Consider the following 24,852-nt stretch of genomic DNA (forward strand, 5'->3'; position numbering starts at 1 on the left):
GGTGTCCAGGGATCGCCGACGATGTGCAGGAGCTCCGGTCTGGATTGCCGCACCAGTGCGCGTAGACCGCGCCGCGACCACCGAAGGTCCATGGGATTGTCGCGGTCGCCTCTCGTGCTGACGCGGCCGAACTGCAACAGACCATCGGTCTCGACATCGCCGCCGGCGCACGCGACGATTGGTTCGACACCAAGGGCGGCAAGCGAACGCAACACGCCGAGAGGCGTCGTGGCTGGCGATAGAATGAGGACGCGCACCGGACAAAGATGGGGAGGTCGCCGCTAAGTTCCACCCCATGCGAATATTGCACCTCGCCAAGTACTACTGGCCACGCTCGGGCGGAATGGAGCGCGTGGTGCAAGGACTGGCCGAAGGTGCCGCCGAGCGGGGGCACGAGGCAGAGGTCGTCGCCGTCACGTCGTTCGGTGACCCTCAACCGGGACAACGTCGTCGCGCCGCAGTAACGCGGGCGTGGTCGTTCGCGCCCGTCGGTTCCCAGGAGCTGGCGCCGGGCTATGTGCGGGCCGCCTGGAAGCGAGCCGACGTCATTCATCTCCACCATCCCAACTCGCTCGCCGACGTGGCGTACATGCTCCGGCCGTCGCTCGCCCCGCTGGTGGTTACTCAGCACGCGGACTATCCGAGCGTCAAGTACTGGCTGCCGTCCAAGTACGCGCTCTGGCGCGCCGAGGCGATCGTCGTGCCGAGCAAGGCGCACATTGCCCTCTCGCGGGAACTGCGAGGCTTCGAGAACAAGGTGGCGGTGATCCCGTTCGGCATCGACGAGCGCCGCTGGGAGTTGGTCCCGCCGCCGCCGCCTGGAAACCCGCCGCGGGCGCTCTTCATTGGTCGGCTGCTGGCGTTCAAGGGGGTGGATTTCCTCCTCCGGGCGCTCGAACTGGTGCCCGATCTCCGGCTGGACGTCGTGGGGTCCGGCCCGGAGCTACACCGTCTTCGGACGCTTTCCCGGGCCCTGGCAGTGGAAGACCGGGTCAAATGGTGGGGCGAATACCCCGACGAGGACTTGCCGCGCCGGATGGCCGACGCCGACTTCCTGGTACTGCCGTCCGTCAGCGTCCAGGAGATGTTCGGCATGGTGCTGCTCGAGGCCATGGCTGCCGGGCGGCCGGTGATCACGACGGCAGTCCCTTCCGGCGTTCGGGAGGTCAACCTCGCCGGCACCACCGGACTCGAGGTGCCAATCCGGGACGTCGAGTCGCTTGCGGAGGCGATGCGGACGCTGGCGGCCAACGCCAATCTTCGGGAACGATTTGGGAGGGCAGGGAGGGAGCGGGTGCGCGAACGCTTCACGGTCACGGCGATGGTGGACGCGCACCTCGACCTCTACCGACGCGTCCGGGGCCCCGAAGGCCTCAAGTAGTCACCAAATCGTGTTGAAAACACTCTTTTTTTACCTAAAACGATGGGGGTGGGGGTATCGGGAATCGCGCGTGTGGAAAACAATCTGGATTAGAATGACGATTCAACGCATTACTCCATAAATAGTTATCACTTTCAGATAATGTCGTTTCACGCAAGCCGTTGGGCCGCGATTGGCGGCAAATGGAGTGCCGAAAGCAGTGGAACGAATCCGCATATCGGCCGCCTCACGTGTCGATAGCGGGGCCAGAACGATGAATCCGGATCTGCGGTATTGGATCCATCACGTGCAATACCGACAGCGGCGACATGTAGATTTCGAGAATTGGCCCGGCCGTTGCCGGCTCGATGGGCGATCGACGGAATGTCAGAACGGTCGAGCGAGAGCGGAGTGGCCGCAATCGACGGTCGTCTGGGTCAAAGAATTGTTGATAAACGCGATAATACCTTGATTTACAAGTAGTTGGCCTCGTAGCTCAGGTGGTTAGAGCAGCGGACTCATAATCTGAAGGTCGAGGGTTCGAATCCCTCCGGGGCCATCGGGTTGTCACTGGGAAAGAAGGGTGGTATGATCCCCGCCCCGCTTCTGCGGGGGCGATTAGCTCAGCTGGTTAGAGCGCGCGCCTCACATGCGCGAGGTCGGGGGTTCAAGTCCCTCATCGCCCATCGGTCCGAACCACCCCGCTGGGTGGTGTAGGGTCGCCGAGTCAGTCAGCGAGTGGAGCCTCCCGGGCTGGCTCGGAACGGTAGAAACAGCGTCGGCCGCATCAGAATCCCTGATGCGGCCGACGTTTTATATGCCCGCGCCCGCCGTTCGGGTGGGAATGTGGACAGGTCGACTGTGGAGAACTCGATCTACGCTCCTTCGAGTTCGTCCAACGCTCCAAGAATCTCGGCCGCGGACACCGTCGCAGTTCCCAGCTTCCCGACCTCCACTCCTGCGGCAACATTCGCGAGCCACACGGATTCGGCGACGGTCGCACCTGCCGCAAGGCCGAGCGCCGTCCATGCGGCAACGGTGTCACCGGCGCCGGAAACATCGAAGACGTCCCGTGCAACACTCGCCGCCCGCCGCAGGGGATGCGAAGGCGATACCAGCGCGACACCTTCAGCGCCGAGGGTGAGGAGAAGATGCTCCGTGCCGAGCCGCTGGCGAGCGTCCTCGAGATCGGCGTCGTCGCCACTGAAATGGGTATTCAGCGCCGTCTCCAGTTCGCGGCGATTGGGCTTGAAGACGGTGGCGCCGGAATACGCGAAGAAGTTGCGGATCTTCGGATCGACGACAACGGGAATCCCACGGGCGCGTCCCGCGGCAACGAGTTCGCCGGCCATCGCGGCATCAATGGCACCCTTGTCATAGTCCTCGATCAGCAGGACGTCGCACTCGGCGAGCACGGCGTGCGCCGAGGCAAGGAGCGCTTCGCGCTGACGAGCCGGGAGCGGATTGGTCACCTCGCGATCGAGGCGGACCACCTGCTGGCCGCGAGCGACGATGCGGGTCTTGGACGTCGTTGGCCGGCCGGCGATGGTTACCAATCGGTTGACGGGGACGCCGAGCGCCTGAATCGCCTGGATCAGCGATCGGCCGGCGTCGTCGTCGCCGACGACTCCTGTCAGCTGGGGGCGGGCACCAGCGGCCACGATGTTGGCGGCAACGTTTGCGGCGCCGCCGGGAGCGAGGCGCTCATCCTCGACGGTCACGACGGGAACAGGCGCTTCCGGGGAAATCCGGTCGGCGTCACCGAGCAGGTACCGATCGAGCATCACGTCGCCGATCACGCCGATCCGGGTGGCGCGCATCGCCGCCAGGATCTGCTCGACGCGGGTCCGGTGGACCGGCGGCAGCGGAGTCGTCATGCGGGGAAGGTAGCGCCGGGACGAACACCGCCGCGAGCGTTTCGTGCCGGAAAGTTGTTCGGCCGGCCGGACCGATCCGGGTATCTTGCCCGCCGATGAATGATCTCAATGTGACGGTGACCCGCGGCTCGATCGCAGAGTCGGTCCATCCGGTTTCGGCCGCAGTTGTCACTGCGGATCGTGAAATCGTGGCGCACGCCGGTGATCCCGGCCTGGTGACCTATTGGCGATCGGCTTCGAAGCCGTTCCAGTTGATGCCGCTCCTCATTGACGGCGGCGTGGAGCGATTTGCTCTCGACCGGCCCATGATCGCGCTTGCCTGTGGGTCGCACAACGCCGAGTCGGTGCATCGCGAAGTTGGTGCGCGGTGGCTCTCGGCGATCGGGGCAACTGAAGCCGACCTGGCGTGCGGTGGTCACCCGTCGCTCTGGCCCGCCCTGGCTGACGCGATGGTGCACGACGACGTCGCGGCGACTCCGCTCTGGAGCAACTGCTCGGGAAAACATGCCGGCCTGCTCGCACTGGCGCGTCTGCACGGATGGGGGCCGTCAGGATACGAGGAACGATCGCATCCGGTGCAGCAGCGCGTCGCCGAGTCGGTGGCCGAATGGAGCGGTCTCCCGATCGACGAGCTCCAGTGGGGGATCGACGGCTGTACCGCTGCTGCGGTGGCGCTACCGCTTCATGCCATGGCCGCGGCGTACGCGCGACTCGGCAGCCGAGACGACTCGCCCGCGCAATTGATCCGGGACGCGATGATCGGCGATCCGTACCTTGTTGCCGGGGCTGAGCGCCTCGACACCGTGTTGATGGAAGCGTGGCCCGGCGAGGTGATCGCGAAGATCGGTGCAGAGGGTGTGTACTCCGCAGCACTGCCGCGCGCCGGCGTGGGTCTGGCCCTCAAGGTGCACGACGGTGACATGAAAGCTGCGTGCGTCGCATTGGTCGGTCTGCTCGAACAGGTCGCCAGTCGACTGAAGATCGATGCGGCGTGGCCCGACCATGCGCTCACGCCGTGGCGCCTTCCACAGATTCGCAACACTCGCGGCATCGCGACCGGCCAGTTCGAGTTGCGAGGGACGCTGCAGTGGCGGTAGCGGAAGGCGCGCTCGATCGAGCGACCGCCGCACTCATCGCGCTGGCCGCCACCGCCGCGTCAGGCAACAGGGACGAGGTCCGATCGGCCGTCGACGCCGCGATCGCCGCTGGTGTCGCGGCGCGCGCGGTTGATGAACTGATCTTGCAATCGGTGCTGACACTCGGGTGGCCGCGTGCCCTGGTCGCCGCCGAGGTGTGGCGCGCCGCCAGCGGTGCCGCGCCAACCGGTGGCGACGATGGACTCGACTACACCGAGCATGCGGCGTGGGCCGAGCGCGGTGAAGAGACGTGCCGGGTGATTTACGGCGAGAGCTTCGAGAAGCTGCGCCGCAACGTGCGGGCGCTCCACCCCGCGCTCGAACAATGGATGATCATCGAAGGATATGGCCGCACGCTGTCGCGGCCCGGGCTGGCGTTGCCGGTTCGTGAACTGTGCACCGTGGCGCAGATCGCCGTCCTCGATGCGCCGCGACAACTGCATTCGCACCTCCTTGGTGCAGTGCGTGCAGGCGCGTCGATCGAAGCGGTCGAGGCGACGCTCGGGCTGGTCCGACCGATGGTCCATCCGGCGGACCTGGCGGTGATCGAGGACCTCTGGGACAAGGTCCGATCCGCAGCGGTGGGCAGGTCGTGAGTTTCGTCGACTCGGTCGTGATCGAAGTGGCGGCGGGCGACGGTGGCGACGGCGCGTGTTCGTTCGCGCGGTTCAAGTACCGTCCGAAGGGCGGTCCTGACGGCGGCGACGGCGGCAGCGGCGGCTCCATCTACGTTCGCGCCGAAGCGAACCTGTCGACGCTGCTCGACTATCGATATCACGCCGTCTGGCGCTCCGATCGCGGTGTGCATGGCAAGGGAAAAACGAAGACCGGCGCGTCGGCGGCCGACGTGATCCTCCCCGTTCCGCCGGGAACGGTCGTCGAGGATGAGGCCACCGGCGCCCGGCTTGGCGATCTAGTCGATGCAGGCGATCAGGTCCTGGTTGCCCGTGGCGGGCGCGGTGGCCGGGGGAATGCGAGATTCACGTCGTCAACCCACCAGGCGCCGCGTGAATGGGAACCGGGTGGGAAGGGTGAAGCGCGCCGCCTGGTATTCACGCTGAAGCTGATCGCCGACGTCGGTCTCGTCGGCGAACCCAATGCGGGAAAGAGTACCCTCCTCTCGGTCATCAGTGCCGCGCGTCCCAAGATCGCGGACTATCCCTTCACCACGCTCGAGCCAAACCTCGGCGTCGTCGGTTTGTCGGGATCGCGGAGTTTTGTCGTCGCCGATATCCCGGGGATCATCGAGGGTGCTCACGCGGGAAAGGGATTGGGGCTGCGCTTTCTCCGCCATGTCGAGCGGACCCGCGTGCTGGCATATCTCGTCCCGCTCGACCAGGACGATGCTGATGCGGTCTACCGGCGGCTCCGTCGCGAAGTCGCGCTGTACAGCGAAGAACTCGCCGCCAAGCCGCATCTGGTTGTCCTGACGAAGCGCGATACGCTGGACCCGTCGACGCCATTGCCGGCGATCGACGCACCCGACGCGCTGCGCGTCATGGCGATCTCCAGCGTGTCGCGAAGCGGTCTCGACGAATTGACTGAAGTCCTGTGGACCGTGGTGCAGCACGTCCGGGCCACGAGCGACGATGATGAGGATGATGCAGATGACGACGGACTCGACCAGCGGAGGGCAACAGACTCAGAGCTCTGATCCCGAGGATCGCCTCGCGTACATCACGCTGGGACTCGTCCCCGGCCTCGGAGCGCGCCGGATCGGGCGACTCCTTTCACGATTCGGGAGCGCTCGCGCGGTGTTGGCAGCGAGCAGCCGCGACCTGGCGGCGCAACTCGGAATGACTCCCGCGGCTACCACATCGATCACCTCGGCTTCTGCGCGCCAAGCCCTTGCCATTCTCGCGACCGCGGAACAGCACGGCCAGCAGATCCTGGTGCCGGCCGATGACGAGTTTCCTGCCACCCTTCGGTCGATCCCCGATCCGCCGGTCCTCCTCTTTGTTCGGGGGACGCTCGACGCACTGCGGCGGCCCGCCGTCGCGATCGTCGGAAGCCGGAGCCACTCCGGATACGGTGCCGAGGTCGCGGCCACGATGGCGAACGCCGCGGCGCACGCCGGAATTGTTGTCGTGAGCGGGATGGCCCGCGGACTCGATGCCGTGGCACAGAACACCGCCCTCGACGTCGGCGGTATGTCGATCGGCGTCCTGGGTACCGGCGCCGATATCGTCTATCCGCTGGAGAATCGATCGCTGTTCGACCGGATCGTCGGGAACGGTCTCCTGCTGACCGAGCACCCACCGGGCGAGCAGGCGTTTCGCGGCGCATTTCCCCGGCGCAATCGGCTCATCAGCGGACTCGCGCGCGTCCTGGTGGTGATCGAGGCAGCAGCAGGATCGGGAACGCTCGTCACCGTGACCTCAGCGCTCGAACAAGGCCGCGAAGTCCTCGTCGTCCCGGGCCCGATCACGAGCCGGACCTCGGTGGGGACCAATCAGCTCCTCCGTGACGGGGCGACGCCGCTGCTCGCGCCCGACGATCTCCTGCGCGCATTCGGGCTCGTGTCGACGACGGTCTCCGAACCGCGATTGGAGCCGCCTCCGTGCAATCTGTCGCCCGACGAGGCGCGCGTGCTCTCGGCGATCTATGGCACACCGCGGTCGGTTGATGCGATCGCCGACGTGGCCGGTTTGCCGATCGGGATGGTGCTCGCGACGCTCCTTGGACTCGAACTCGGCGGATTGATCACGCAACTCGCCGACGCCACGTACCAGCGGCGATAACCGTAACCGGTATCATTCGCTGTGCACGTTTATCTCCACGTCCCGTTCTGCGGCCGGCGATGCTCGTACTGTGACTTCGCGATCGCAGTGCGCAACGTCACGCCGGACGCGGCATTCCTGGCCGCGATTACCGGAGAGATCGCGCTCCGGCGTGGCGCGGAGCGCTGGCCTGCCGGGCCGGTCCAGACCATCTACTTCGGCGGCGGCACGCCGTCGCGGCTCGATCCACTCACCATCACGCAACTCATTGCCGTGCTGAGCGGAATCTGGCCGCGGGCGGCAGACGCGGAGATCACCCTCGAAGCCAACCCCGACGACGTGACCGCCGAGCGTGCTCGTGGTTGGGTCCGCGCCGGGATCAACCGCATCTCGCTCGGCGTGCAGAGTCACGACGCGGCGGTGTTGGAGTGGATGCACCGGACCCACCGCGCCGAGCAGGTGCCCGAGGCCCTCGCGATCCTGCGAGCGGAGGGAATCACCAATATTTCCCTCGACCTGATCTTTGCGCTGCCGGAGACGTTGCGTCGCAATTGGTCCGACGACTTGCAGCGAACGCTCGCCCTCGCCCCCGATCACGTCTCGCTGTACGGACTCACGGTGGAAGCGCACACGCCGTTGGCGCGATGGGTTGGCCGCGGCGAGATCGTCACGCCGATGGATGAGCGGTATGCCGACGAATATCTCCTGGCCCATGAGCAACTGATTGCGGCGGGGTTCGAGCACTATGAAGTCTCGAATGCGGCTCGCCCCGGCTTTCGATCCCGCCACAACTCGGCATACTGGAGCGGAGCGCCGTACGTCGGGCTCGGACCATCGGCGCACTCGCTGCTGGCTGACGCGCGGCAATGGAACGTCCGCGAGTGGGAGGCATTTCGTCGCCGGGTCGACGAAGCGGCGACCCCAGTCGAGGGTCAGGAAACGATTGACGGTGCCCCGAAACGGCTCGAAGATCTCTATCTCGGATTGCGAACGATCGAGGGTGCGAGCCAGGCGATGGTGCCCGCAGGAGCGCGCGCAGCGTGGGTCCGCGCCGGCTGGGCAACGACGGAGGGGGGTCGGATTCGACTCACGGTCGAAGGATGGCTTCGGCTCGATGCGCTGGTGGGAGCCGTCAGGGATTCCTAGCTTTGGTCCATGCCTGAGGCCGAGGAACTGACCGACCGGGAACGCCGGATTCTCGAAGCGGTCATCGAGACGTACATCGCGACGGCGGAGCCGGCGGGTAGCCACCGCGTGGCGCGCCGCTCATCCCTTGGGATGTCGCCCGCCTCGATTCGCAACACGATGAGCGACCTCGAGGAGAAGGGGTACCTCTATCATCCCCATGCCTCCGCTGGTCGGATCCCGACTGACCGTGCCTATCGGCTCTATGTCGACACGATGGCCGACCGGGCACAGCCCGACCCGCACGCCTGCGAACATCTGGAAATTGCGCTCGCCTCGAGCCCGTCGACCGACGACCTCCTGGCGAGAGCGGCGCAGATGCTCGGGATATTGACCCAGGAGCTTGGAGTCGCGGTCGCACCGGCGATTGAGGAGATCGTGCTCGATCGCGTCGACCTGGCAGCGGTGGCGAGCGACCGATTGCTTCTCGTCCTTTCGCTTCGCAGCGGAAACATCCGCTCGATCTACGTTCGCCTTCGCGGCGCACTCTCCCCGGCCGAAGTCGAGGACGCCCAGCGGACGCTCAACGAACGCCTCGCCGGGCTCACCCTGCGGGAGATCCGGGGATCGTTCGCCGAGCGGCTCCGCGATGCCAGGGCGCTTCCCGACGGCAGCGAACTCCTCGACATCATTCTCGCGGAGGGGGAAGGGCTGTTCGACCTCCCCGAGCCGCACGACGCGGTGGTGATCGGCAGCCAGTCGGTCCTCATGGAGCAGCCGGAGTTTGCCTCCCACGATCAGATGCGGTCGCTGCTCACCCTCACCGATCGTCGCGGCCTCCTCCGGCAGGCGCTGGCGGAGCGACGGCGTGAGGGGATCACGGTCTCGATCGGCGGCGAGCACCGGGAACCTGGTCTGGCCACCTTCACGTTGGTGACGTCGACCTATCATCGCGGCGGGGCCACCGGCGTTATCGGTGTCCTCGGTCCGACCCGTATGGCCTATGACAAGATTGTCGGCCTGGTAGAGCATGCCGGCCGGCTGATTGAAGGGTTGAGCCAGTGAGCGATCTGTACGCCGTCCTCGAAGTGTCGCGCGAAGTCACCGACGATGACATCAAGAAGTCGTATCGTCGGCTGGCGATGCTCTATCACCCGGACCGGAATTCAGCGCCCGATGCCGAGGCACGCTTCAAGGAGATCGCCGAGGCGTACCAGGTTCTCAGCGATCCCGACAAACGCGCGCACTACGATCGATTCGGGAGCGCCCCGTCGTCGACCAGCGGATTCGGTGCAGGATTCCAGCACATCGACCTCTCCGAAGCGCTCAACATCTTCATGCGCGATATCGGTTTCGGCGGTCTCGACGGCATCTTCGGCGGTGGCGCGCAACGCGATCCGACCCGCGGCCAGGATATCCGCGTGACGGTCAAGCTGTCGCTGCAGGAAGTGGCTCTTGGCGCCAAGCGCAATGTCCGGCTCAAGACGCTGGTCCCGTGCACCAACTGCAACGGCACCGGCGCTGCGAAGGGCACCCGGCCAGTCCAGTGCGCGACGTGCGGCGGATCGGGCGAGGTGCGGCGGGCCGCCCGCTCGATGTTCGGGCAGTTCGTCCAGGTCGGTCCGTGTCCCACCTGTCATGGCGAAGGTCATGTGGTCGCGACTCCGTGCGAAGTCTGTCGTGGCGAGGGTCGCGTCAAGGGCGAACGCAGCGTGACAGTGGACGTCCCCCCCGGTGTCTCGCCGCAGCACTATCTCACGCTGCGCGGACTCGGCACACCCGGGCCGCGCGGAGGGAATCCCGGCGACCTGATCGTGATGATCGAGGTGAAGGAGGATGATCGCTTCGAACGTCACGGCGACGACTTGCACGTCGAGCTGCCCGTGTCGTTCTCGCAGGCCGCACTTGGAACCACCGCGCGTGTTCCCACGCCATACGGTGACGAAGCGCTGGCGATTCCGGCGGGGACCCAGTCCGGGACGGTGCTCCGGCTGCGAGGGAAAGGATTGCCGCATCTCGGGGGCGCCGGTGTCGGCGACCTGAACGTCGCGGTCCTGGTCTGGACGCCGGATGATCTCACCGACGTGCAGCGACAACTGTTCACCGAGCTCGCCAAGTACGAAGGCGACGGACCGACGCGCAAAGGCGGCTTCTGGTCGAAACTCAAGGAAGCCCTCGGCGCGTGAGTGATCGCTGGTGGCGAGTCGTCTTCGCCGCCCCGTCCGGCACCGCTGACGCGATTGCCGGGATGATCGTCGTGGCGACCGGTAGCGGCGTCGAAGAACTCGCCGACGGCGCACTCACCACCACCCTCGAATCCGAAGCGGCTGCGCGCGACCTCATCGACCGCGTCACGCAGCAGTTCCCCGGGACCTCGGCCGCATGCAGCGAAGCAGCGTCGATCGATTGGTCGACTCGCTGGCGCGACGGGATCGTGACCCGGCGCTTCGGACGGCTGCTGCTCACGCCGAGCTGGCTGCCGGTCACCGCCGCGGCCGGCGACGTGGTGATCACCATCGATCCGGAATCAGCGTTCGGCAGCGGCGAGCACGGGTCGACGCGCGGTGCGCTTGCGCTCGTCGAGCGTCACGTGCAGAGTGGCGACCGCGTCCTCGATCTCGGGAGCGGATCGGGAATCCTGTCGATTGCCGCGGTCGCCCTGGGTGCCCGATCGGCGATCGGCTTCGAGATCGACGAGCCGTCACTTCCCGTCGCCGAAACGAACGCGCTTCGCAACGGCGTCGACGGTGGGGTGTCGTTCATCGGCGGCGACGCGGCAGATCTTGCGCCACTGGCGGGTCCGGTCGAAGTCGTCTGTTCCAACATTCTGCGGACGGTGAATGTCGTGCTGCTCCCTGCGATTGCGGCAGCGTTGATTCCCGGCGGCCTCGCGATCTTCGCGGGGATGGAAGCGCCCGAATCCCCGCTTTTCGAGCCCGTGCTCGCCGCCGGCGGGTTCGAGATCATCGACGCCGTGATCGACGACGGATGGTGGTCCGTCGCGGCGCGATGCCGATGAGCGGCGCCGCTGTTCTCGCCGCCACGGAGCTGCTGGTGGACGGCGGAGTCATTGACCTCGATGACGACGAACGACACCACCTGCAGGTACGGCGCGTTTCCGATGGCGCCACGGTGCGAGTCTTCGACGGCGAGGGTGGCACGGCAGCGGGGGTATTGCGTCACGCCAAGTCATCGGCAACGGTGACGATTTCGAACGTGCACCGAGCTGATCGGCCAGCGCCCACTGTGCTGGCGATCGGTGCCGGCGACAAGGATCGTTTCATTGCGCTCGCCGAGCGCGCCACCGAACTCGGTGTCACCGAACTGATCCCGGTCGAGGCCGAGCGTGCGCGCGACGTCGCCGGCCGGGTTCGCGCAGCACATCTCGACCGGATGCGGCGACGCGCTCGCGAAGCGTGCAAGCAGTGCGGCAATCCCTGGGCGACGACGATCGTCGAGCCGCTGTCGTTCGAACAGCTCATCCAACGATACCGCGCCCGTCGCTGGCTCGTCGCGGATCATTCGGGTGGTGCGGCTCCGGGCATCGGCACCGTCGAAGCGATCGGATGGATCATCGGACCCGAGGGCGGACTCACCCCCGACGAGATGGTCCGGTGCAGGGAAACGCTCGGCGCCGTTTCCGTGACCCTTGGACCGTCGATCTTGCGGTTTGATACCGCCGCAATCGTCGCCGCCGGACTCACCATCGACCGGCGGCTCACAGCGGAGAGATGATGGACTGCATTTTCTGTCGCATCGCAGCAGGGGAAATTCCGGCGACGATTGTCGCCCGAACCGACCACGCGATCGCCTTTCGGGACCTCCATCCGCAGGCACCGACTCACCTCCTCGTGGTTCCGACCGAACATGTCGGGTCGGCGGCCCATCTTTCCCGTGGAGCCGCGGCACGGGTCCTTGGGGAGATTGCGGCGCTGGCCACCACGGTCGCAGCCGAACTTGGTCTCGAGGCCGGATACCGGATGGTGATCAACACGGGCCCGGAAGGCGGCCAGACCGTCGACCACCTCCACCTGCACCTCCTGGGCGGTCGCCAGTTCCACTGGCCGCCCGGCTAGGCCTCCGAGTTGCCCGGGCTTCATCGGGTGGATAGCTTTGGAGTCTGCTATTCAACCGCCCGTTCGGGGGCCGAGAGGGGTGATTTCAGTACATGTCGGAAGTCATCATCCACGAGGATGAGAGCTTCGAGCGCGCGCTCAAGCGTTTCAAGAAAAAGTGCGAGAAGGCTGGTATCCTCTCCGACTTGCGCAAGCACCGGCACTATGAGAAGCCCAGTGAAAAGCGCAAGCGAAAAATGAACGCTGCGCAGCGCAAGAACCGCCGCGGTCGCACGGTACATGTCTGACATCGTCACCCGGCTGCGCGCCGATCAGATTGCGGCGCGCAAGGCCGCACACAAGGACCGGACCCTGGTACTCGGGACGGTCCTTGCGTCGTTGAAGAACAAGGAAATCGAACTCGGCCGCGTGCCCTCCGATGTCGAAACGATCGACGTGCTTCGCAAGCAGATCAAGCAGCGTCTCGATTCCGTCGAGCAGTATCGCAAGGGCGGTCGCGATGATCTCGCCGCAAAGGAAGAGTTCGAGATCGGCGTGCTTCGAGAATTCCTCCCGCCGGAAGTCGATGCCGAGACGATTCGCGCCGCCGCGCGTGACGCGATCGCTGGCGGCGCAACGGACCTCGGCCGGCTGATGGGCGCGCTGATGGGACGATTCAAGGGGCAGGCCGACGGAGCCACGATCAATCGCATCGCCCGCGAGGCACTGCAGCAGAAATGACCGGTGTCTCGCCGCTGTCGACCGGGGTGCCGCCTCATACGCGAGACGGCACCCCGGCGCGCTTGGATCCGGCCCATTCCGCCGACGGCCTCGCCGCGATCGAGTTCGACGCGGTCCTCGACGTCGTTGCCGGCTTCACGGCCGGGCCGCTCGGCGCCGATGCGATCCGCGCGCTGCGGCCTGCGAGCGACATCGAGTGGATTCGGCACGAGCTCAGCGAGGTCGGTGAACTGCTGGCGCTGATCGGCCGCGGCGAGCGATTCGACGTCGCTCCGATCCCGCCGCTTCGCACCGTGCTCGGCCGACTGCGCATTGACGGAAGCGTGCTCGACATCGCGGAACTCGCCGCCGTCAAGATGACCCTCGCCGCCGCGCGCATCATCGGCGACGAACTCGCACGGCATCGGATGGCGTGCCCCCTGGTCGCGGGGCGGCATGTCGCGCCGGTCCATCGGGCAATCGAGCGGACGCTGGAGCTCGCCGTCGGCGACGATGGAGAACTGCTCGACACGGCCAGCCCGGCCCTCGCGTCGGCACGCCGTGACGTGCACGCCGCGCGCGAGCGGCTGGTCCGACGACTCGAGACGCTCCTGCGCGATCTTGATGCGTCGAGCGTTGGGGCAGGCGCGACGGTGACCATGCGAAGCGGCCGGTACGTCATTCCGATTCGCCGCGATTCTCGCCAGCGCCCCGAGGGGATCATCCACGACGAGTCGGCAAGCGCCGGCACGCTGTTCGTCGAACCGACCGCCGCGATCGACCTCGGCAACGCACTCCGCTCGGCCGTCGTTGCGGAGGAACGGGCGGTCCTGGCGGTCCTTCGCGATCTCACGCAACGCCTTCGGCCGATTGAACCGTTGCTTGCCGCGCACCACGACTGCTGCGTCGCGATCGATTCGCTCGTTGCGCGAGCTCGATGGGCGTACAATGCCAACGCCTCCGTTCCGACAATCCACCCGGCGGGGGGCGCACTTCGCCTCAACGTGGCTCGACACCCGCTGCTGATCGCGAAGGGAATCGTCGCAGTTCCCTTTGATCTCACCCTGGACGCTGGTGAGCACACCCTGCTGATCTCGGGACCAAACACCGGCGGCAAGACGGTCCTGCTCAAGACGGTCGGACTGGCGATCGCCCTGGCGCAATCGGGGCTGGTCCCTCCGGTTGGCCCCGACAGCATCATTCCGATGATCGATCGCCTCTTCGTCGACATCGGCGATCATCAATCGCTCGCCGCCGACCTCTCGACCTTTGCCGCGCACGTCGCCTCGGTGCGGCAGATCCTCGACTACAGCGAGCGGGGCACCCTCGTGTTGCTCGATGAAATCGGTTCGGGCACCGATCCGGCCGAAGGTGGGGCGCTCGCCGCTGCGGTCCTGGAATCGCTGACCAGTCGCGGCGCGCTGACCCTTGCCACCACCCATCTCGGCGCGCTCAAGCTGCTGGCGACGCGAGTCGACGGCGTGGTCAACGGGTCGCTGCATTTCGACGCCGAGACGCTTTCGCCGACCTTCCGATTTGCCAAGGGGATCCCCGGTCGTTCCTATGGGCTCGCCATCGCGCGGCGGCTCGGCGTGTCTTCGGAGGTGTTGCGGAACGCCGAGCGACTGGTCCCCGAGGCGGAACGCAATCTCGATCAATTGCTGGCGACGGTCGAAGCGCGACGGCAAGCGCTCGACGCCGGCGAAGCCACGTTTCGCGAGCGACTCGACGAGATCGAACGGCGCGAGGCGACACTGGAGGCGACGCAGGCAGCGCAGCACGCTCGCGATGCCGCGCTGCGCGCCGCCGAGAAGACGGCGGAGCGCGATCGGGCCCGGGCGGCGAAGGCGTACCTGCTCGAAGCGCGCAAGCAGGTTGAGGCGGCGCTGGCATTGGCCCGAGGCGCCGCCGACGAAACGGCTGCCAAGGACGCGCGGCGCTTGGTGGAGGAGGGCATTCGAGATCAGCGTGCCCGCCTTGACGAATCCGACCCGACGATCGACGGCAGCGACGAGACGCTGCAGGTCGGTGACCGCGTTCGCCTCAATACCGGTGCGACGGGGGAGCTCGCCGAGATCCGGGGCGACGGAAAGGGAGTCGTCCTGGTGGGAACGATGCGGCTCGTGGTCGCGACGGGGACGCTCACTCGCGTCGCGGGTGCAGCCCCGCGGCCTCGTGTCGCGGCGGTTCGCGTCGACGAGTCGGCGCCGGCAGGCGCGTACGAACTCGATCTCCGTGGCATGCGGGCTGACGAGGCGGAGGCGGCCGTGGCGCTGGCGATCGACCGGGCCACTCTCGCGGAACAGCCACACCTCGCCATCATTCACGGCATGGGAACCGGTGTCCTTCGCGACGTTGTCCGGCGACTCCTCGCCGCGGACCGGCGCGTCGCCTCGTTCGACTTTGCGCCGCGCACTCAGGGCGGCGTTGGCGTGACCGTCGCGGTGCTCCGCTAGTGGCGCGGATCCCCGACGAAGTCATCGAGCAGGTCCGCGACGCCGCCGACCTCCTCGAGATCGTGCAGGACCAGGTGTCGCTCAAGCGCACCGGCGGCGACTGGCGCGGCCCGTGTCCCTTCCATGGCGGCACTCACCGGAATTTCGCGGTGATCCCGAAGCAGAATCGCTACTACTGCTTTGTCTGCCACGCCACCGGTGACGTCTTCACGTGGTACCGCGAGCGCTTCGGTATGGACTATCCAAGCGCCGTACGCGAAGTCGCACGACGGTACGGGATCGGCATCCCCGAGAGCAGTGAACGAGCCGGCCCCGATCCTCGCGAGCCGCTCTTCCAGGCGTGCGACGCAGCCCACACGTGGTTCGCTGCCCAGCTGCGCGATCTTCCCGAGGCCGAAACCGCCCGGCGCTACCTGCTGCAGCGCGAGTTCTCGCTCGATACCGCGGCGACGCTTGGCGTGGGCTACGCGCCGCGCGGAGGAGAACTCCTCGCCGCGATGCGACAGCTCGGCATCGCCGATGACATCCTGGTCGAGGCGGCGCTCGTGATGCGTCGCGACGACGGCTCCCTCGCTTCCCGATTTCGCGGCAGGCTGATCTTCCCGATTCACGACCTGCGCGGTCGTGTCGTGGCGTTCGGTGGACGGATTCTCGGTCCGGGCGAACCGAAGTATCTCAACTCGCCGGAAACACCGGTCTTTCACAAGGGCGAGCAGCTCTATCATCTGCACGTCGCGAAGAACGCGATCAGGAAAGCCGGCTTCGCGATCCTGGTCGAAGGATATTTCGATGTGCTGCGCGTCGCGCTTGCCGGTCTCGAGCACGTGGTGGCACCGCTCGGGACCGCGTTGACCGAGGCGCAGGCGGTGCTGCTCAAGCGATTCACCAACGAAGTCGTGCTCCTTTACGACAGCGACCCCCCGGGCCTCCGCGCCACCTTTCGCGCCGGCGACGTGTTGCTTGCGCACGGCGTGCGCGTTCGCGTTGCCACACTGCCTGCGGGCGAAGATCCGGACACGCTTGCGCTCCGCGGTGGTGCGGCTGCGGTCGAGGGGGTGATCGCCGACGCGATCGATGTGCTTGAACGCAAGGTGCAGCTGCTCGATCGCAAGGGGTGGTTCACCGACGTGCGGCGATCGCGCGAAGCGCTCGACCGACTCCTGCCGACCCTGCGTGCCGCGAGCGATCCCATCACGCGTGAGCTCTATCTCACGCGCGTGGCCGAACGTCTCGGCGTTCCGCGCGAGGCGGTCGCCGCCGAGATCGCTTCGCAGCGAGCGCCGCAGGCCGCCAGCCCCGCCGCCGCATCGCCATCCCGCACGCCGCGGACGGAGCGCCGCGTCGGGCCACGTGGCGGGGCGGAGATTGAACGAAAACTTCTGCGCTTGCTCCTGTTGCACCCGCAGTGGCTGGCGCGGGCGCGGGGGGAGATCACTGCCGACCGATTCGAGCTTGCCGCCTGCCGTGCGATCTTCGACGCGCTGTTGGCCCTTCCGGCGGATGCTCCCATTGGCGATGCGTTCGCGGCGCTGGATCAGCGCGCGCGTGAGGTCTGGACGCAGCTGGTGGAATCCGGAGCGCCTGGTCCGGGATATGACGTCGATCGGGAATACACCGGTGCACTCGAATCGCTCAGCGAAATCCGCGAATTCGCGTCCATCGCGGCAGAGAGCGATCCGATGGTCCTGCGGCGGCGGCGGACGGCGCTCAGCAAAGAAGGACAGACGCGGTTTAGCTTGTATCTTGCCAATCGAGCGCCGAATCGTGCCAAGCACGGCGCCCCGCCAGTCGAGGAGTAACTGATGCATCCCGATCTCCCCAAGCTGCTCGATGTGCAGGTCAAGGATCGCCGCCTCGCCGAGCTCGATGCGCGCGCAGCGGTGATCACGGCCGAGCGGGCGCAGCTCGACGCGGCGCTGCAGCAGGGACGGGACGCAGTGGCGAGTGCGGAACGTGCGGCGGCCGATGCCGCGCGACGCCGGGCCGAGGCGGAAACGAAACTCGAAACGCAGCGAGTGCAGCACGAACGGCGTCGCGCCCGGCTTGACCAGGAACGCAATCCTCGGGTGGCGGCGCAGTTGCTCGCCGATGTCGAACTCGGGCGCAACATCCTGGCGCAGGAAGAGAGCGAATGGGTTCGGATGGCGGATGACGTCGCCGCTCGCGACACTGCGGTACGTGCCGCGAACGATCGCCTCACGGCCGCGCTCGCCGAACAGGCCGACGCGCGCGCGGCCCTCGACGCCCGGATGGCCGATGTCGACGGCGATTACGCCGTGGCGCGTGCCGACCGCGACGCGTCGGCGTCGCACCTCGACCGGACCCTCCGCATCCGCTACGACCGGCTCCGCAATTCGCGCAAGACGGAAATCCTCGTTCCCGCCCAGAATGGCACCTGTACTGCCTGCTACACCGCGATTCCGCGATCACGGATCGGTCAGTTGCAGGCCGACGGCATCCTGATCGACGGATGCGAGATGTGCGGCGCGATCATCTACCTCGCCGAGGCGGTTGCCTGATTGCGTCGCCGCGATGGCGCCTTGCCACCGCGCCTGATTCGATGGAAACCGCCGGCTTTGCGGCGGCCCTCGGCCTGCCCCAACCACTCGCCGCCCTGTTGATCCAGCGCGGCGTCCGCGATCCCGACAGCGCCCGCGCCTTTCTCCACCCGCGGCTCGCGTCGCTCTCCGATCCGCGATCACTCGCGGGGATGGACACGGCGGTCGACCTGATCGCGTCGACGATCCGCCGCGGTGAACCAATCCTGATCCACGGCGACTACGACGTCGATGGCCAGTGCGCCGCGGCGCTGCTCACGCGCGCGCTGCGTATCGGCGGTGCTGATGCGCATCCGTTCCTGCCGCATCGAATGACCGACGGGTACGATTTCGGCGCGGCGGGTCTCGCCGAGGCGGAGCGGATCGGCGCGCGACTCATCCTCACCTGCGATTGCGGCATCACCGCGGTCGAGACTGTCGACCGGGCTCGCGCCGCCGGCATCGCGGTTGTCGTCACCGACCATCACCTCCCGGGGGCGGTGCTCCCGCGCGCGAACGCGGTGGTCGACCCACAGCGCAGCGACGACGAATCGGGGCTCGGTTTCCTCTCGGGGACCGGGATCGCGTTCAAGCTCATCCAGGCCCTCGTCCCGGCGATCCCGCTTCCGGAGGCATTGCCGTTCCATCTGCTCGACTACGTCGCGCTGGCAACCGTCGCCGACGTCGTTCCGCTGATTGGTGAAAACCGTACCCTCGTCAAGCATGGCCTCCGGCTCCTGGCACAGAGCCGCTGGCCGGGGCTCCGCGCGCTGGTGGAGCGAGCCCAGCTCGCTGGCAAGGAAATCCGTGCGACGCAGGCCGGATTCATCCTCGCCCCGCGCCTCAATGCGGTGGGCCGAATCGCCGACGCCAAGGACGGCCTGCGGCTCCTCCTCACCGATGATCCCGTCGAAGCGGCAGCACTCGCCGATCGACTCGAGACACTCAATCGCGAGCGGCAGGCGCTCGATCAGCGGATCCTCGACGATGCGCTCGAGGTGATCGCAGCACATCACGCCGATCCGGCCGCCGCGACGTCGATTGTCCTTGCCGCGGACGGCTGGCACCCCGGCGTGATCGGGATCGTGGCGTCCCGCGTGGTCGAACGCTACGGGCGACCGACATTCCTGATCGGACTCGACGGCGATATGGGGCGGGGGAGCGGGCGCAGCATCGACGGATTCGATCTCCACGCAGCGCTCGGCGCCTGCGAAGACCTCCTCGAGCGGTTTGGCGGACATCGCATGGCGGCAGGGCTCACGATTCGGCGCGACCGCGTGGACGCCTTCCGGGATCGCTTCAACGCTGTGGCCCGCGAACAGCTGTCGGTCGAGGATCTGGGTCCGAGCCAGCGCGTCGATCTCGAGGTCCGCGTCGACCAGCTCACCGACGAGCTCGAGCGCTGGACCCGACAGCTCGAACCCTGCGGCATGGGCAACCCCGGCGCCGTGCTCGGCGTTCGCAATGTCCGCGTCGACCGGACCGCGGTCGTCGGAACCAATCATCTGAAGGGGCGATTGACCGATGGCGCCGTCGCGATCGAGACGATTGCGTTCGGCTGGGCCGATCGGGCCGCGCCGTTCATCGACGGCGCCGTGGATGTCGCAGTGCGGCTGGAGCGCAACGAATGGCATGGGCGCTCGACCTTGCAGGCACGCGCCCTCACGCTGGCGCCCACAGCTGGATCTATGGTAACGAATGAGATAGTGCCATGACGCGCATCGTCAGCGGCCGCTGGGGCGGGCGCCGCCTCACCGTGCCGCGTGACCGGACCGTCCGGCCCACAGCCGAGCGCGTCCGCGAAGCGTGGCTCAACATTCTCGGGCCGAGACTCCCGGGGGCACGCGTCCTCGACCTGTGCGCCGGGAGCGGCGCGCTCGGCCTCGAAGCGCTGTCGCGCGGGGCGCAGCACACCACCTTTGTCGATGCGCACACCGATTCATTGCGCGTCCTGCGCGCCAACATCGCGAGTCTCGACGCTGGCGCCAGCACCACCGTGATTCGCGACGACGCGGCGCGTTTCATCGGCGCACTCGGACCCAACGCCTTTGACCTGGCGCTCGCCGACCCGCCGTTCGCCTCTGATCTGGCGCAACGGATCATCGACGCGTGGACCGTCGTGCCGTTTGCCGCGGTCCTCGCCGTCGAGCACCCACGACAGCGCGAGATCCCCGGGGCACATACCAGGCACTGGGGAGATATCGCCGTTTCGTTTCTGGAGGCCCCATGACCCGCATCGCCATCTACCCCGGTTCGTTCGATCCCCCGACGCGCGGCCACGAGGACCTGATCCGTCGCGCTCTCGCTCTCGCCGATCGCATCATCGTGGCGGTGGCGATCAACCCGAACAAGGCACCGCTCTTTTCGGTCGAGGATCGGCTCCGGTTGTTGCGGGCCGGGATTGGCGACAATCCCGGCATCGAACTCGCTTCGTTCTCCGGCCTGCTCGCCGACTTCGCGCGCGAGCGGAACGCCACGATGGTGATTCGGGGGTTGCGCGCCGTCAGCGACTTCGAATACGAATTCCAGATGGCGCTGATGAATCGCAAGTTGAATGAACAGCTCGAGACCGTCTTCCTCGTGCCGGCGGTCGATCTCACCTACCTCTCCTCATCCCTCGTGCGCGAAGTTGCGCGCTTCGGGGGTCCGCTCGATGGCCTGGTGTCACCCCCGGTGGCCGAGGCGCTGACGCGCCGATTCGGAAATCCGATCGACGATGTCGCGTCGGCGCCCGGACCTGATGCGCGGCGGCGGCGCACGCCGGGGTGACCTTTCGCGACACATTGCGGGCGCGCGCCGCCGGTTTGCGCGCCCGCATCGTCTTGCCAGAAGGCGCTGATCCCCGCATTCGTCACGCAGCCGACGAACTGTCGCGGCTGGCGATCGCCGAGCCGATTCTCGTCGGCCCCGGCTTGCTCGAGCCGGCAGCCGATCCCCGCATCGGCTTGATCGGCGAGCGGTTGCGCTCGCGGCGGCCCGCTGCAGTCCGCGACGGCGTGCATGCGCTCGATCTGGCGGCCGACCCCGTCCGGTTCGGGGTGGGCCTCGTGGCAATCGGCGAGGCTGACGGCTGCGTCGCGGGAGCGACGACTCCGACCGCGGACGTGATCCGCGCCACGCTCTGGTTGATCGGGCTCGCCCCCGGCGTCCATTCGCTGAGTGCAGCGATGTACCTCGGACTCGGCGATCGCGTGCTCACCTACACCGATGTCGCGGTCGTACCGCAGCCGTCGGCCGAGGAGCTGGCGCAGGCCGCGCGTGCCGCCGCGACCGACCGCCGCGCGCTGGTGGGTGACGAGCCGGTCGTGGCATTCCTCTCCTACAGCACGGCGGGGAGTGCCGGTGGGGAGAGCGTCGAGCTCGTCCGGGAGGCGGTCGCGCGATTCCGGGCGCTCGCGCCAGCGGTCGTTGCCGACGGCGAGATGCAGCTCGACGCCGCACTGGATCCTGTCGTCGCGGCGCGGAAGTGCCCGACGTCACCGGTCGCTGGGCGGGCCAACGTGCTGATCTTTCCGTCGCTCGACGCCGCCAACATCGCCTACAAGCTCACCGAGCGGCTGGCCGGGGCGACGGCGGCGGGACCGCTGCTGCAGGGACCGGCGCTACCGATCTCCGACCTGTCGCGCGGAGCCGCGGCCGACGATATTGTGGATGTGGCCGCGATGGTTGCGTTGCAATCCGCCGCACGGCGGGTTTGAACCCGGGAGATCCGATGTCGTTTGCAGCGAGCGAGGTTGCCAATCGTGTCACGGTGGTCACCGTCGAAGGTCAGCTGATCGTGGCCAACCGGCAGGACCTGAAGCAGGTCGTGGCTGATGCGCTCGACGCGGGCGCTCGCAAGTTCATCTTCGATTTCACCCGCACGGCCTACATCGATTCTTCGGGGCTCGGCGCGCTCGTCTCGATCAGCAAGCGGGTACGCGAGGCGGGCGGAGATCTGCGCCTCGCCGGCCTCAATGAAGATCTGCGATCGCTCTTCGAACTCACCAAGCTCGACACCCTGTTCGCCATCGCCGACACGCCCGACGAGGCGCTCGCCGGGTACTGAGGCCGACCGGTGGACGCCCTCGCGCAGTCGCTCACGCGAGATGCCGGCGACGACGACCGGTTCCGCATCGAACTCCCCAGTGATCTCGCGCGCGTCGGCGACGTGGTCGACGCCGCCTGCGCCTGCTGTTTTCCCGACGGCCGAGAAAGCCGGCGGACTCGATTCCGTCTCTGCACCGTGCTGGCCGAAGCGGTGGCCAATGCGATGCTTTATGGCAATCACGGCGACCCGGCGCTCCTGGTCATCATCGAGATCGCGGTGGGCAACGAGGAGCTGGTGCTGTCGATCTCCGACCAGGGCGATGGGTTCGATCACACCGCGGTGCCACTGCTGCTCGGCGATGAATCGCTGGAAGCGACGCGAGGCCGCGGCCTCTATATGATCCACCGCCTCGCCGAGCACGTCGCGTTCAACGAACGCGGGAATACGATCTGGATCACGCTCCCCCGACACTGAGCCGCCTTGCCGCGGCGATCGCCCCGCTTGGCGCGCTCTGCCACGCCGTGCTCCGCGTGTGGCGACTCGACGGCGACCGCTGGTCGTTGCTGGCCGGAATGCCGGACGGCGATGCCCCGCACGCGCCGCGCCGCCGCGGCACCTCCGGCGATCACGCGTCGTGGCTTGCTCTTCCCGAACTTCCCGGCGCGTTCCTCGAGATTGTCGCGACCGGCACGTGCCCGGCCGAGGAGATCGCGCAGCACCTGATGCCGGTTGTCGAGACGCTCCTCGAAGCGGATCGGACTGCGGCGGCGCTCACCGGCGAACTCGCGGCACGCTACGAGGAAATCGACCTGCTCTATTCGATCGGCGAACTGCTCGGTCGTGCGCACGCCGTGGGCGAAGTGGCGTCGGTGATCCTGCGCGAGGTGACTGCCGTCGTCGGCGCACGCCGTGCAGGGCTTCGCGTGTACGATGCGAAGCGCGGCGTACTGCACTCGGTCGCCACGCTCGGCACTGAGCCCGGCGCCGTGCCGGACGACGTCGCGCTCGATGACGCCACCGCCGTGGTGGCGCGAGCCTTCCGCAGCGGACGCGTCGAGACCGGGCTGCAACCGGGATGGGTTCCCGGCGAAGTCGTCGCGGTGCCGATTTCCTATGCGGCGTCGGGGCAGCCGTCGCGCGTGATCGGTACGCTCGCGCTCGCCGATCGCGCCGGCGGCGGCGGGTTCACGCGCGAAGAGACCAAGCTGATCACCGCAATCGCCACGCAGATCGGCGCCGCGCTCGAGAATGCCCGGCTTGCGGCCGGCGACCGTGATCGGCAGCGCATGGAGCAGGATCTCCGCCTCGCGCACGACCTGCAGCTGCGGTTGATGCCGTCGCCGTCGGTGCTGCGTGGCGATGCGGACGTCGCGGTGCGATCGGAAGCGGTCTCGTCGGTCGGCGGCGATTTCTACACCTTCGCGCCGCTGGGGCGCCGGCGCGTCGGCATCATGCTCGGCGACGTTGCATCCCACGGATTGTCGGCGGCGCTGATCGCGGCGGAAGTGCTGGCCGCCGCCGGGATTCACGCCAACTCGACGACCCCGCCGGACGAAATGCTCACGCTGCTGCGCGAGTCGCTCGCCGACGAACTCGAGAAGACCGAGATGTTCCTCACGATCTTCTACGGCATCCTCGATCCCGGCGCCGGACGTCTCGTCTATGCCAGCGCCGGCCACCCGCACGCCTTCCGCGTACCGAGCGAAGGATCGGCGGAGCGCCTCGATCCGACCGCGCCGCCGCTCGGGCTGGTCGAAGTCGGACGATTCACGCGGGAGATGATCCCGTGGCACTTCGACCAGGATCTGCTGGTGCTCTTCACCGACGGGTTGCAGGATCACTGCAATGCCCAGGGCGAGCGATACGGCGAGGCGCGGATCCTGTCGCGGATCGAGCGCGACCGCGACAAGCCTGCCGCGGAGATCGCCGACGCCGTGCTGCAGGACCTTGCGGAGTTTGGCGGGTCGGCGGCGGATGATCGAACGCTGCTCGTGTTGCGGATGTGAGCGTCCGTCCGCGCAAATCCCTCGGCCAGCACTTCCTCACCGATCGCGCGCTGCTGGCGAAGATCGCGGCCGCAACCGGAGCGGGTCCCGGCGATGTCGTGCTCGAGATCGGCCCGGGGCCCGGCGGGCTCACTGCGGCGCTCCTCGAACGCGGAGCCACCGTTGTCGCCATCGAACGCGACGACCGGATGCGCGAGAATCTCGTGCATCGATTCGCCGGCACGCCATTTCTCCTCGCGACCGGCGACGCGCTCGAACTCGACTGGCCGTCACTCGTGGCACCGTGGACTGCAGCGGGGAAGCGCTGGATCGTCGCAGGCAACATTCCCTACAACATCACGTCGCCGTTGATCGCGAAGGCGTTGATGCCGTCGCTCCCCGAATCGGTGACCTTTCTGGTGCAGCGCGAAGTCGCCGAACGGATCGCGGCCGAGCCGGGGACCCCCGAGTATGGCGCGCTCACGGTCGGAGTACAGGCGGTCGCCACGGTGCTGCTCGGAGTACTGGTGAAGAAGGGCGCCTTCGCGCCGCCACCCAAGGTCGACTCCACCGTGATCACGCTGATCCCGCGGTCTCCGCCGCTGGTCGGGCACGATCAGATCCCGGCGTTCCGGCGGCTGGTCACCTCGCTCTTTTCCTACCGCAGGAAACGAATGGTACGCGCGCTTCGCGAAGCGACGGGAATGGATGCTGACCAGGCGACGACGTTGCTCCAGTCTGCCGCGATCGACCCCGATGTCAGGCCGGAAGCTGTTTCCGTCCAGCAGTTTGTCCAGCTTCTGGCCGCCATGGAGCCGCCGCGCTTGCCCTGAATCGCCGCTCGTGAAACA

26 protein-coding genes and 2 tRNA genes are annotated in these 24,852 nt (G+C 67.4%); 26 read left to right on the top strand and 2 right to left on the bottom strand.

Annotation, left to right across the window (positions count from 1 at the left end; all coding sequences use genetic code 11):
• On the bottom strand, positions 1-257 hold a 257-nt coding region (locus VGM20_10425), incomplete at its 3' end, for a hypothetical protein (GenBank protein HEY4101277.1).
• A 38-nt stretch (positions 258-295) separates the two neighbouring features.
• On the opposite strand from VGM20_10425, the gene VGM20_10430 reads away from it, so the two are divergent.
• The 3 genes from VGM20_10430 (at position 296) to VGM20_10440 (ending at position 2,046) form a co-directional block, all read left to right on the top strand.
• The gene (locus tag VGM20_10430; protein ID HEY4101278.1) at positions 296-1,381 is read left to right on the top strand and encodes a glycosyltransferase; all 1,086 of its coding nucleotides are present in this window, start codon (positions 296-298) and stop codon (positions 1,379-1,381) included.
• A 464-nt stretch (positions 1,382-1,845) separates the two neighbouring features.
• Positions 1,846-1,919, top strand: a tRNA-Ile gene (locus tag VGM20_10435).
• A gap of 53 nt (positions 1,920-1,972) precedes the next feature.
• Positions 1,973-2,046 (top strand) — tRNA-Val (locus tag VGM20_10440).
• Between the two features lie 189 nt (positions 2,047-2,235).
• On the opposite strand, the gene VGM20_10445 is transcribed toward VGM20_10440, so the two are convergent.
• Positions 2,236-3,237, bottom strand: coding sequence for a PfkB family carbohydrate kinase (locus VGM20_10445; GenBank protein ID HEY4101279.1), 1,002 nt, complete (start codon positions 3,235-3,237; stop codon positions 2,236-2,238).
• A 95-nt stretch (positions 3,238-3,332) separates the two neighbouring features.
• Between VGM20_10445 and VGM20_10450 the strand changes: the two genes are divergently transcribed.
• The 23 genes from VGM20_10450 (at position 3,333) to rsmA (ending at position 24,834) form a co-directional block, all read left to right on the top strand.
• Positions 3,333-4,334 (top strand): asparaginase, encoded by a 1,002-nt coding sequence (locus VGM20_10450; protein ID HEY4101280.1) that lies wholly within the window; start codon positions 3,333-3,335, stop codon positions 4,332-4,334.
• The gene (locus VGM20_10455) at positions 4,325-4,969 is read left to right on the top strand and encodes a carboxymuconolactone decarboxylase family protein (protein ID HEY4101281.1); all 645 of its coding nucleotides are present in this window, start codon (positions 4,325-4,327) and stop codon (positions 4,967-4,969) included. The genes VGM20_10450 and VGM20_10455 overlap by 10 nt, the downstream gene beginning before the upstream one ends.
• Positions 4,966-6,027 carry a GTPase ObgE gene (gene obgE / locus VGM20_10460; protein ID HEY4101282.1) on the top strand — a complete coding sequence of 354 codons (1,062 nt, stop codon included), beginning with the start codon at positions 4,966-4,968 and terminating at the stop codon, positions 6,025-6,027. Before VGM20_10455 ends, obgE begins: the two co-directional genes overlap by 4 nt.
• Positions 5,981-7,114, top strand: a complete 1,134-nt coding sequence (gene dprA, locus VGM20_10465; GenBank protein ID HEY4101283.1) for a DNA-processing protein DprA — start codon at positions 5,981-5,983, stop codon at positions 7,112-7,114. The genes obgE and dprA overlap by 47 nt, the downstream gene beginning before the upstream one ends.
• A 21-nt stretch (positions 7,115-7,135) precedes the next feature.
• The gene (gene hemW / locus VGM20_10470; GenBank protein HEY4101284.1) at positions 7,136-8,239 is read left to right on the top strand and encodes a radical SAM family heme chaperone HemW; all 1,104 of its coding nucleotides are present in this window, start codon (positions 7,136-7,138) and stop codon (positions 8,237-8,239) included.
• Positions 8,240-8,248: 9 nt separating this feature from the next.
• Entirely contained in the window at positions 8,249-9,283 is a 1,035-nt protein-coding gene (hrcA, locus tag VGM20_10475) for a heat-inducible transcriptional repressor HrcA (protein ID HEY4101285.1), read from the top strand.
• Complete coding sequence (dnaJ, locus tag VGM20_10480) at positions 9,280-10,404, top strand: molecular chaperone DnaJ (protein ID HEY4101286.1); 1,125 nt, start codon at positions 9,280-9,282, stop codon at positions 10,402-10,404. Before hrcA ends, dnaJ begins: the two co-directional genes overlap by 4 nt.
• Positions 10,401-11,237 (top strand): 50S ribosomal protein L11 methyltransferase, encoded by an 837-nt coding sequence (locus tag VGM20_10485; GenBank protein HEY4101287.1) that lies wholly within the window; start codon positions 10,401-10,403, stop codon positions 11,235-11,237. Before dnaJ ends, VGM20_10485 begins: the two co-directional genes overlap by 4 nt.
• Positions 11,207-11,953, top strand: a complete 747-nt coding sequence (locus VGM20_10490; protein ID HEY4101288.1) for an RsmE family RNA methyltransferase — start codon at positions 11,207-11,209, stop codon at positions 11,951-11,953. The genes VGM20_10485 and VGM20_10490 overlap by 31 nt, the downstream gene beginning before the upstream one ends.
• Entirely contained in the window at positions 11,950-12,294 is a 345-nt protein-coding gene (locus tag VGM20_10495; protein HEY4101289.1) for a histidine triad nucleotide-binding protein, read from the top strand. The genes VGM20_10490 and VGM20_10495 overlap by 4 nt, the downstream gene beginning before the upstream one ends.
• Positions 12,295-12,386: 92 nt before the next feature.
• Positions 12,387-12,581, top strand: a complete 195-nt coding sequence (rpsU, locus tag VGM20_10500) for a 30S ribosomal protein S21 (GenBank protein HEY4101290.1) — start codon at positions 12,387-12,389, stop codon at positions 12,579-12,581.
• Positions 12,574-13,014 (top strand): GatB/YqeY domain-containing protein, encoded by a 441-nt coding sequence (locus VGM20_10505; GenBank protein ID HEY4101291.1) that lies wholly within the window; start codon positions 12,574-12,576, stop codon positions 13,012-13,014. The genes rpsU and VGM20_10505 overlap by 8 nt, the downstream gene beginning before the upstream one ends.
• A complete protein-coding gene (locus tag VGM20_10510) occupies positions 13,011-15,449 on the top strand; it encodes a Smr/MutS family protein (GenBank protein ID HEY4101292.1) in 2,439 nt (812 codons plus the stop codon). Before VGM20_10505 ends, VGM20_10510 begins: the two co-directional genes overlap by 4 nt.
• A complete protein-coding gene (gene dnaG, locus VGM20_10515) occupies positions 15,449-17,248 on the top strand; it encodes a DNA primase (protein HEY4101293.1) in 1,800 nt (599 codons plus the stop codon). The genes VGM20_10510 and dnaG overlap by 1 nt, the downstream gene beginning before the upstream one ends.
• Positions 17,249-17,251: 3 nt before the next feature.
• Positions 17,252-17,968, top strand: a complete 717-nt coding sequence (locus tag VGM20_10520) for a hypothetical protein (protein ID HEY4101294.1) — start codon at positions 17,252-17,254, stop codon at positions 17,966-17,968.
• 41 nt (positions 17,969-18,009) lie between these two features.
• Positions 18,010-19,701 (top strand): single-stranded-DNA-specific exonuclease RecJ, encoded by a 1,692-nt coding sequence (gene recJ / locus VGM20_10525; GenBank protein HEY4101295.1) that lies wholly within the window; start codon positions 18,010-18,012, stop codon positions 19,699-19,701.
• A complete protein-coding gene (rsmD, locus tag VGM20_10530; protein HEY4101296.1) occupies positions 19,698-20,216 on the top strand; it encodes a 16S rRNA (guanine(966)-N(2))-methyltransferase RsmD in 519 nt (172 codons plus the stop codon). The genes recJ and rsmD overlap by 4 nt, the downstream gene beginning before the upstream one ends.
• Entirely contained in the window at positions 20,213-20,755 is a 543-nt protein-coding gene (gene coaD, locus VGM20_10535) for a pantetheine-phosphate adenylyltransferase (protein HEY4101297.1), read from the top strand. Before rsmD ends, coaD begins: the two co-directional genes overlap by 4 nt.
• On the top strand, positions 20,752-21,684 hold the full coding sequence (locus tag VGM20_10540; protein ID HEY4101298.1) for a phosphate acyltransferase: 933 nt from the start codon (positions 20,752-20,754) through the stop codon (positions 21,682-21,684). Before coaD ends, VGM20_10540 begins: the two co-directional genes overlap by 4 nt.
• A gap of 14 nt (positions 21,685-21,698) precedes the next feature.
• On the top strand, positions 21,699-22,034 hold the full coding sequence (locus tag VGM20_10545; protein ID HEY4101299.1) for an STAS domain-containing protein: 336 nt from the start codon (positions 21,699-21,701) through the stop codon (positions 22,032-22,034).
• A gap of 9 nt (positions 22,035-22,043) precedes the next feature.
• Positions 22,044-22,490, top strand: coding sequence for an ATP-binding protein (locus VGM20_10550; protein ID HEY4101300.1), 447 nt, complete (start codon positions 22,044-22,046; stop codon positions 22,488-22,490).
• Between the two features lie 56 nt (positions 22,491-22,546).
• Positions 22,547-24,022: a GAF domain-containing SpoIIE family protein phosphatase gene (locus VGM20_10555; protein HEY4101301.1), complete on the top strand. Its 1,476-nt coding sequence runs from the start codon at positions 22,547-22,549 to the stop codon at positions 24,020-24,022.
• A complete protein-coding gene (gene rsmA / locus VGM20_10560) occupies positions 24,019-24,834 on the top strand; it encodes a 16S rRNA (adenine(1518)-N(6)/adenine(1519)-N(6))-dimethyltransferase RsmA (protein ID HEY4101302.1) in 816 nt (271 codons plus the stop codon). The genes VGM20_10555 and rsmA overlap by 4 nt, the downstream gene beginning before the upstream one ends.
• Positions 24,835-24,852 lie beyond the last annotated feature (18 nt).

This window comes from Gemmatimonadales bacterium (genome assembly GCA_036500345.1).
In the GTDB taxonomy this organism is placed as follows: domain Bacteria; phylum Gemmatimonadota; class Gemmatimonadetes; order Gemmatimonadales; family GWC2-71-9; genus Palsa-1233.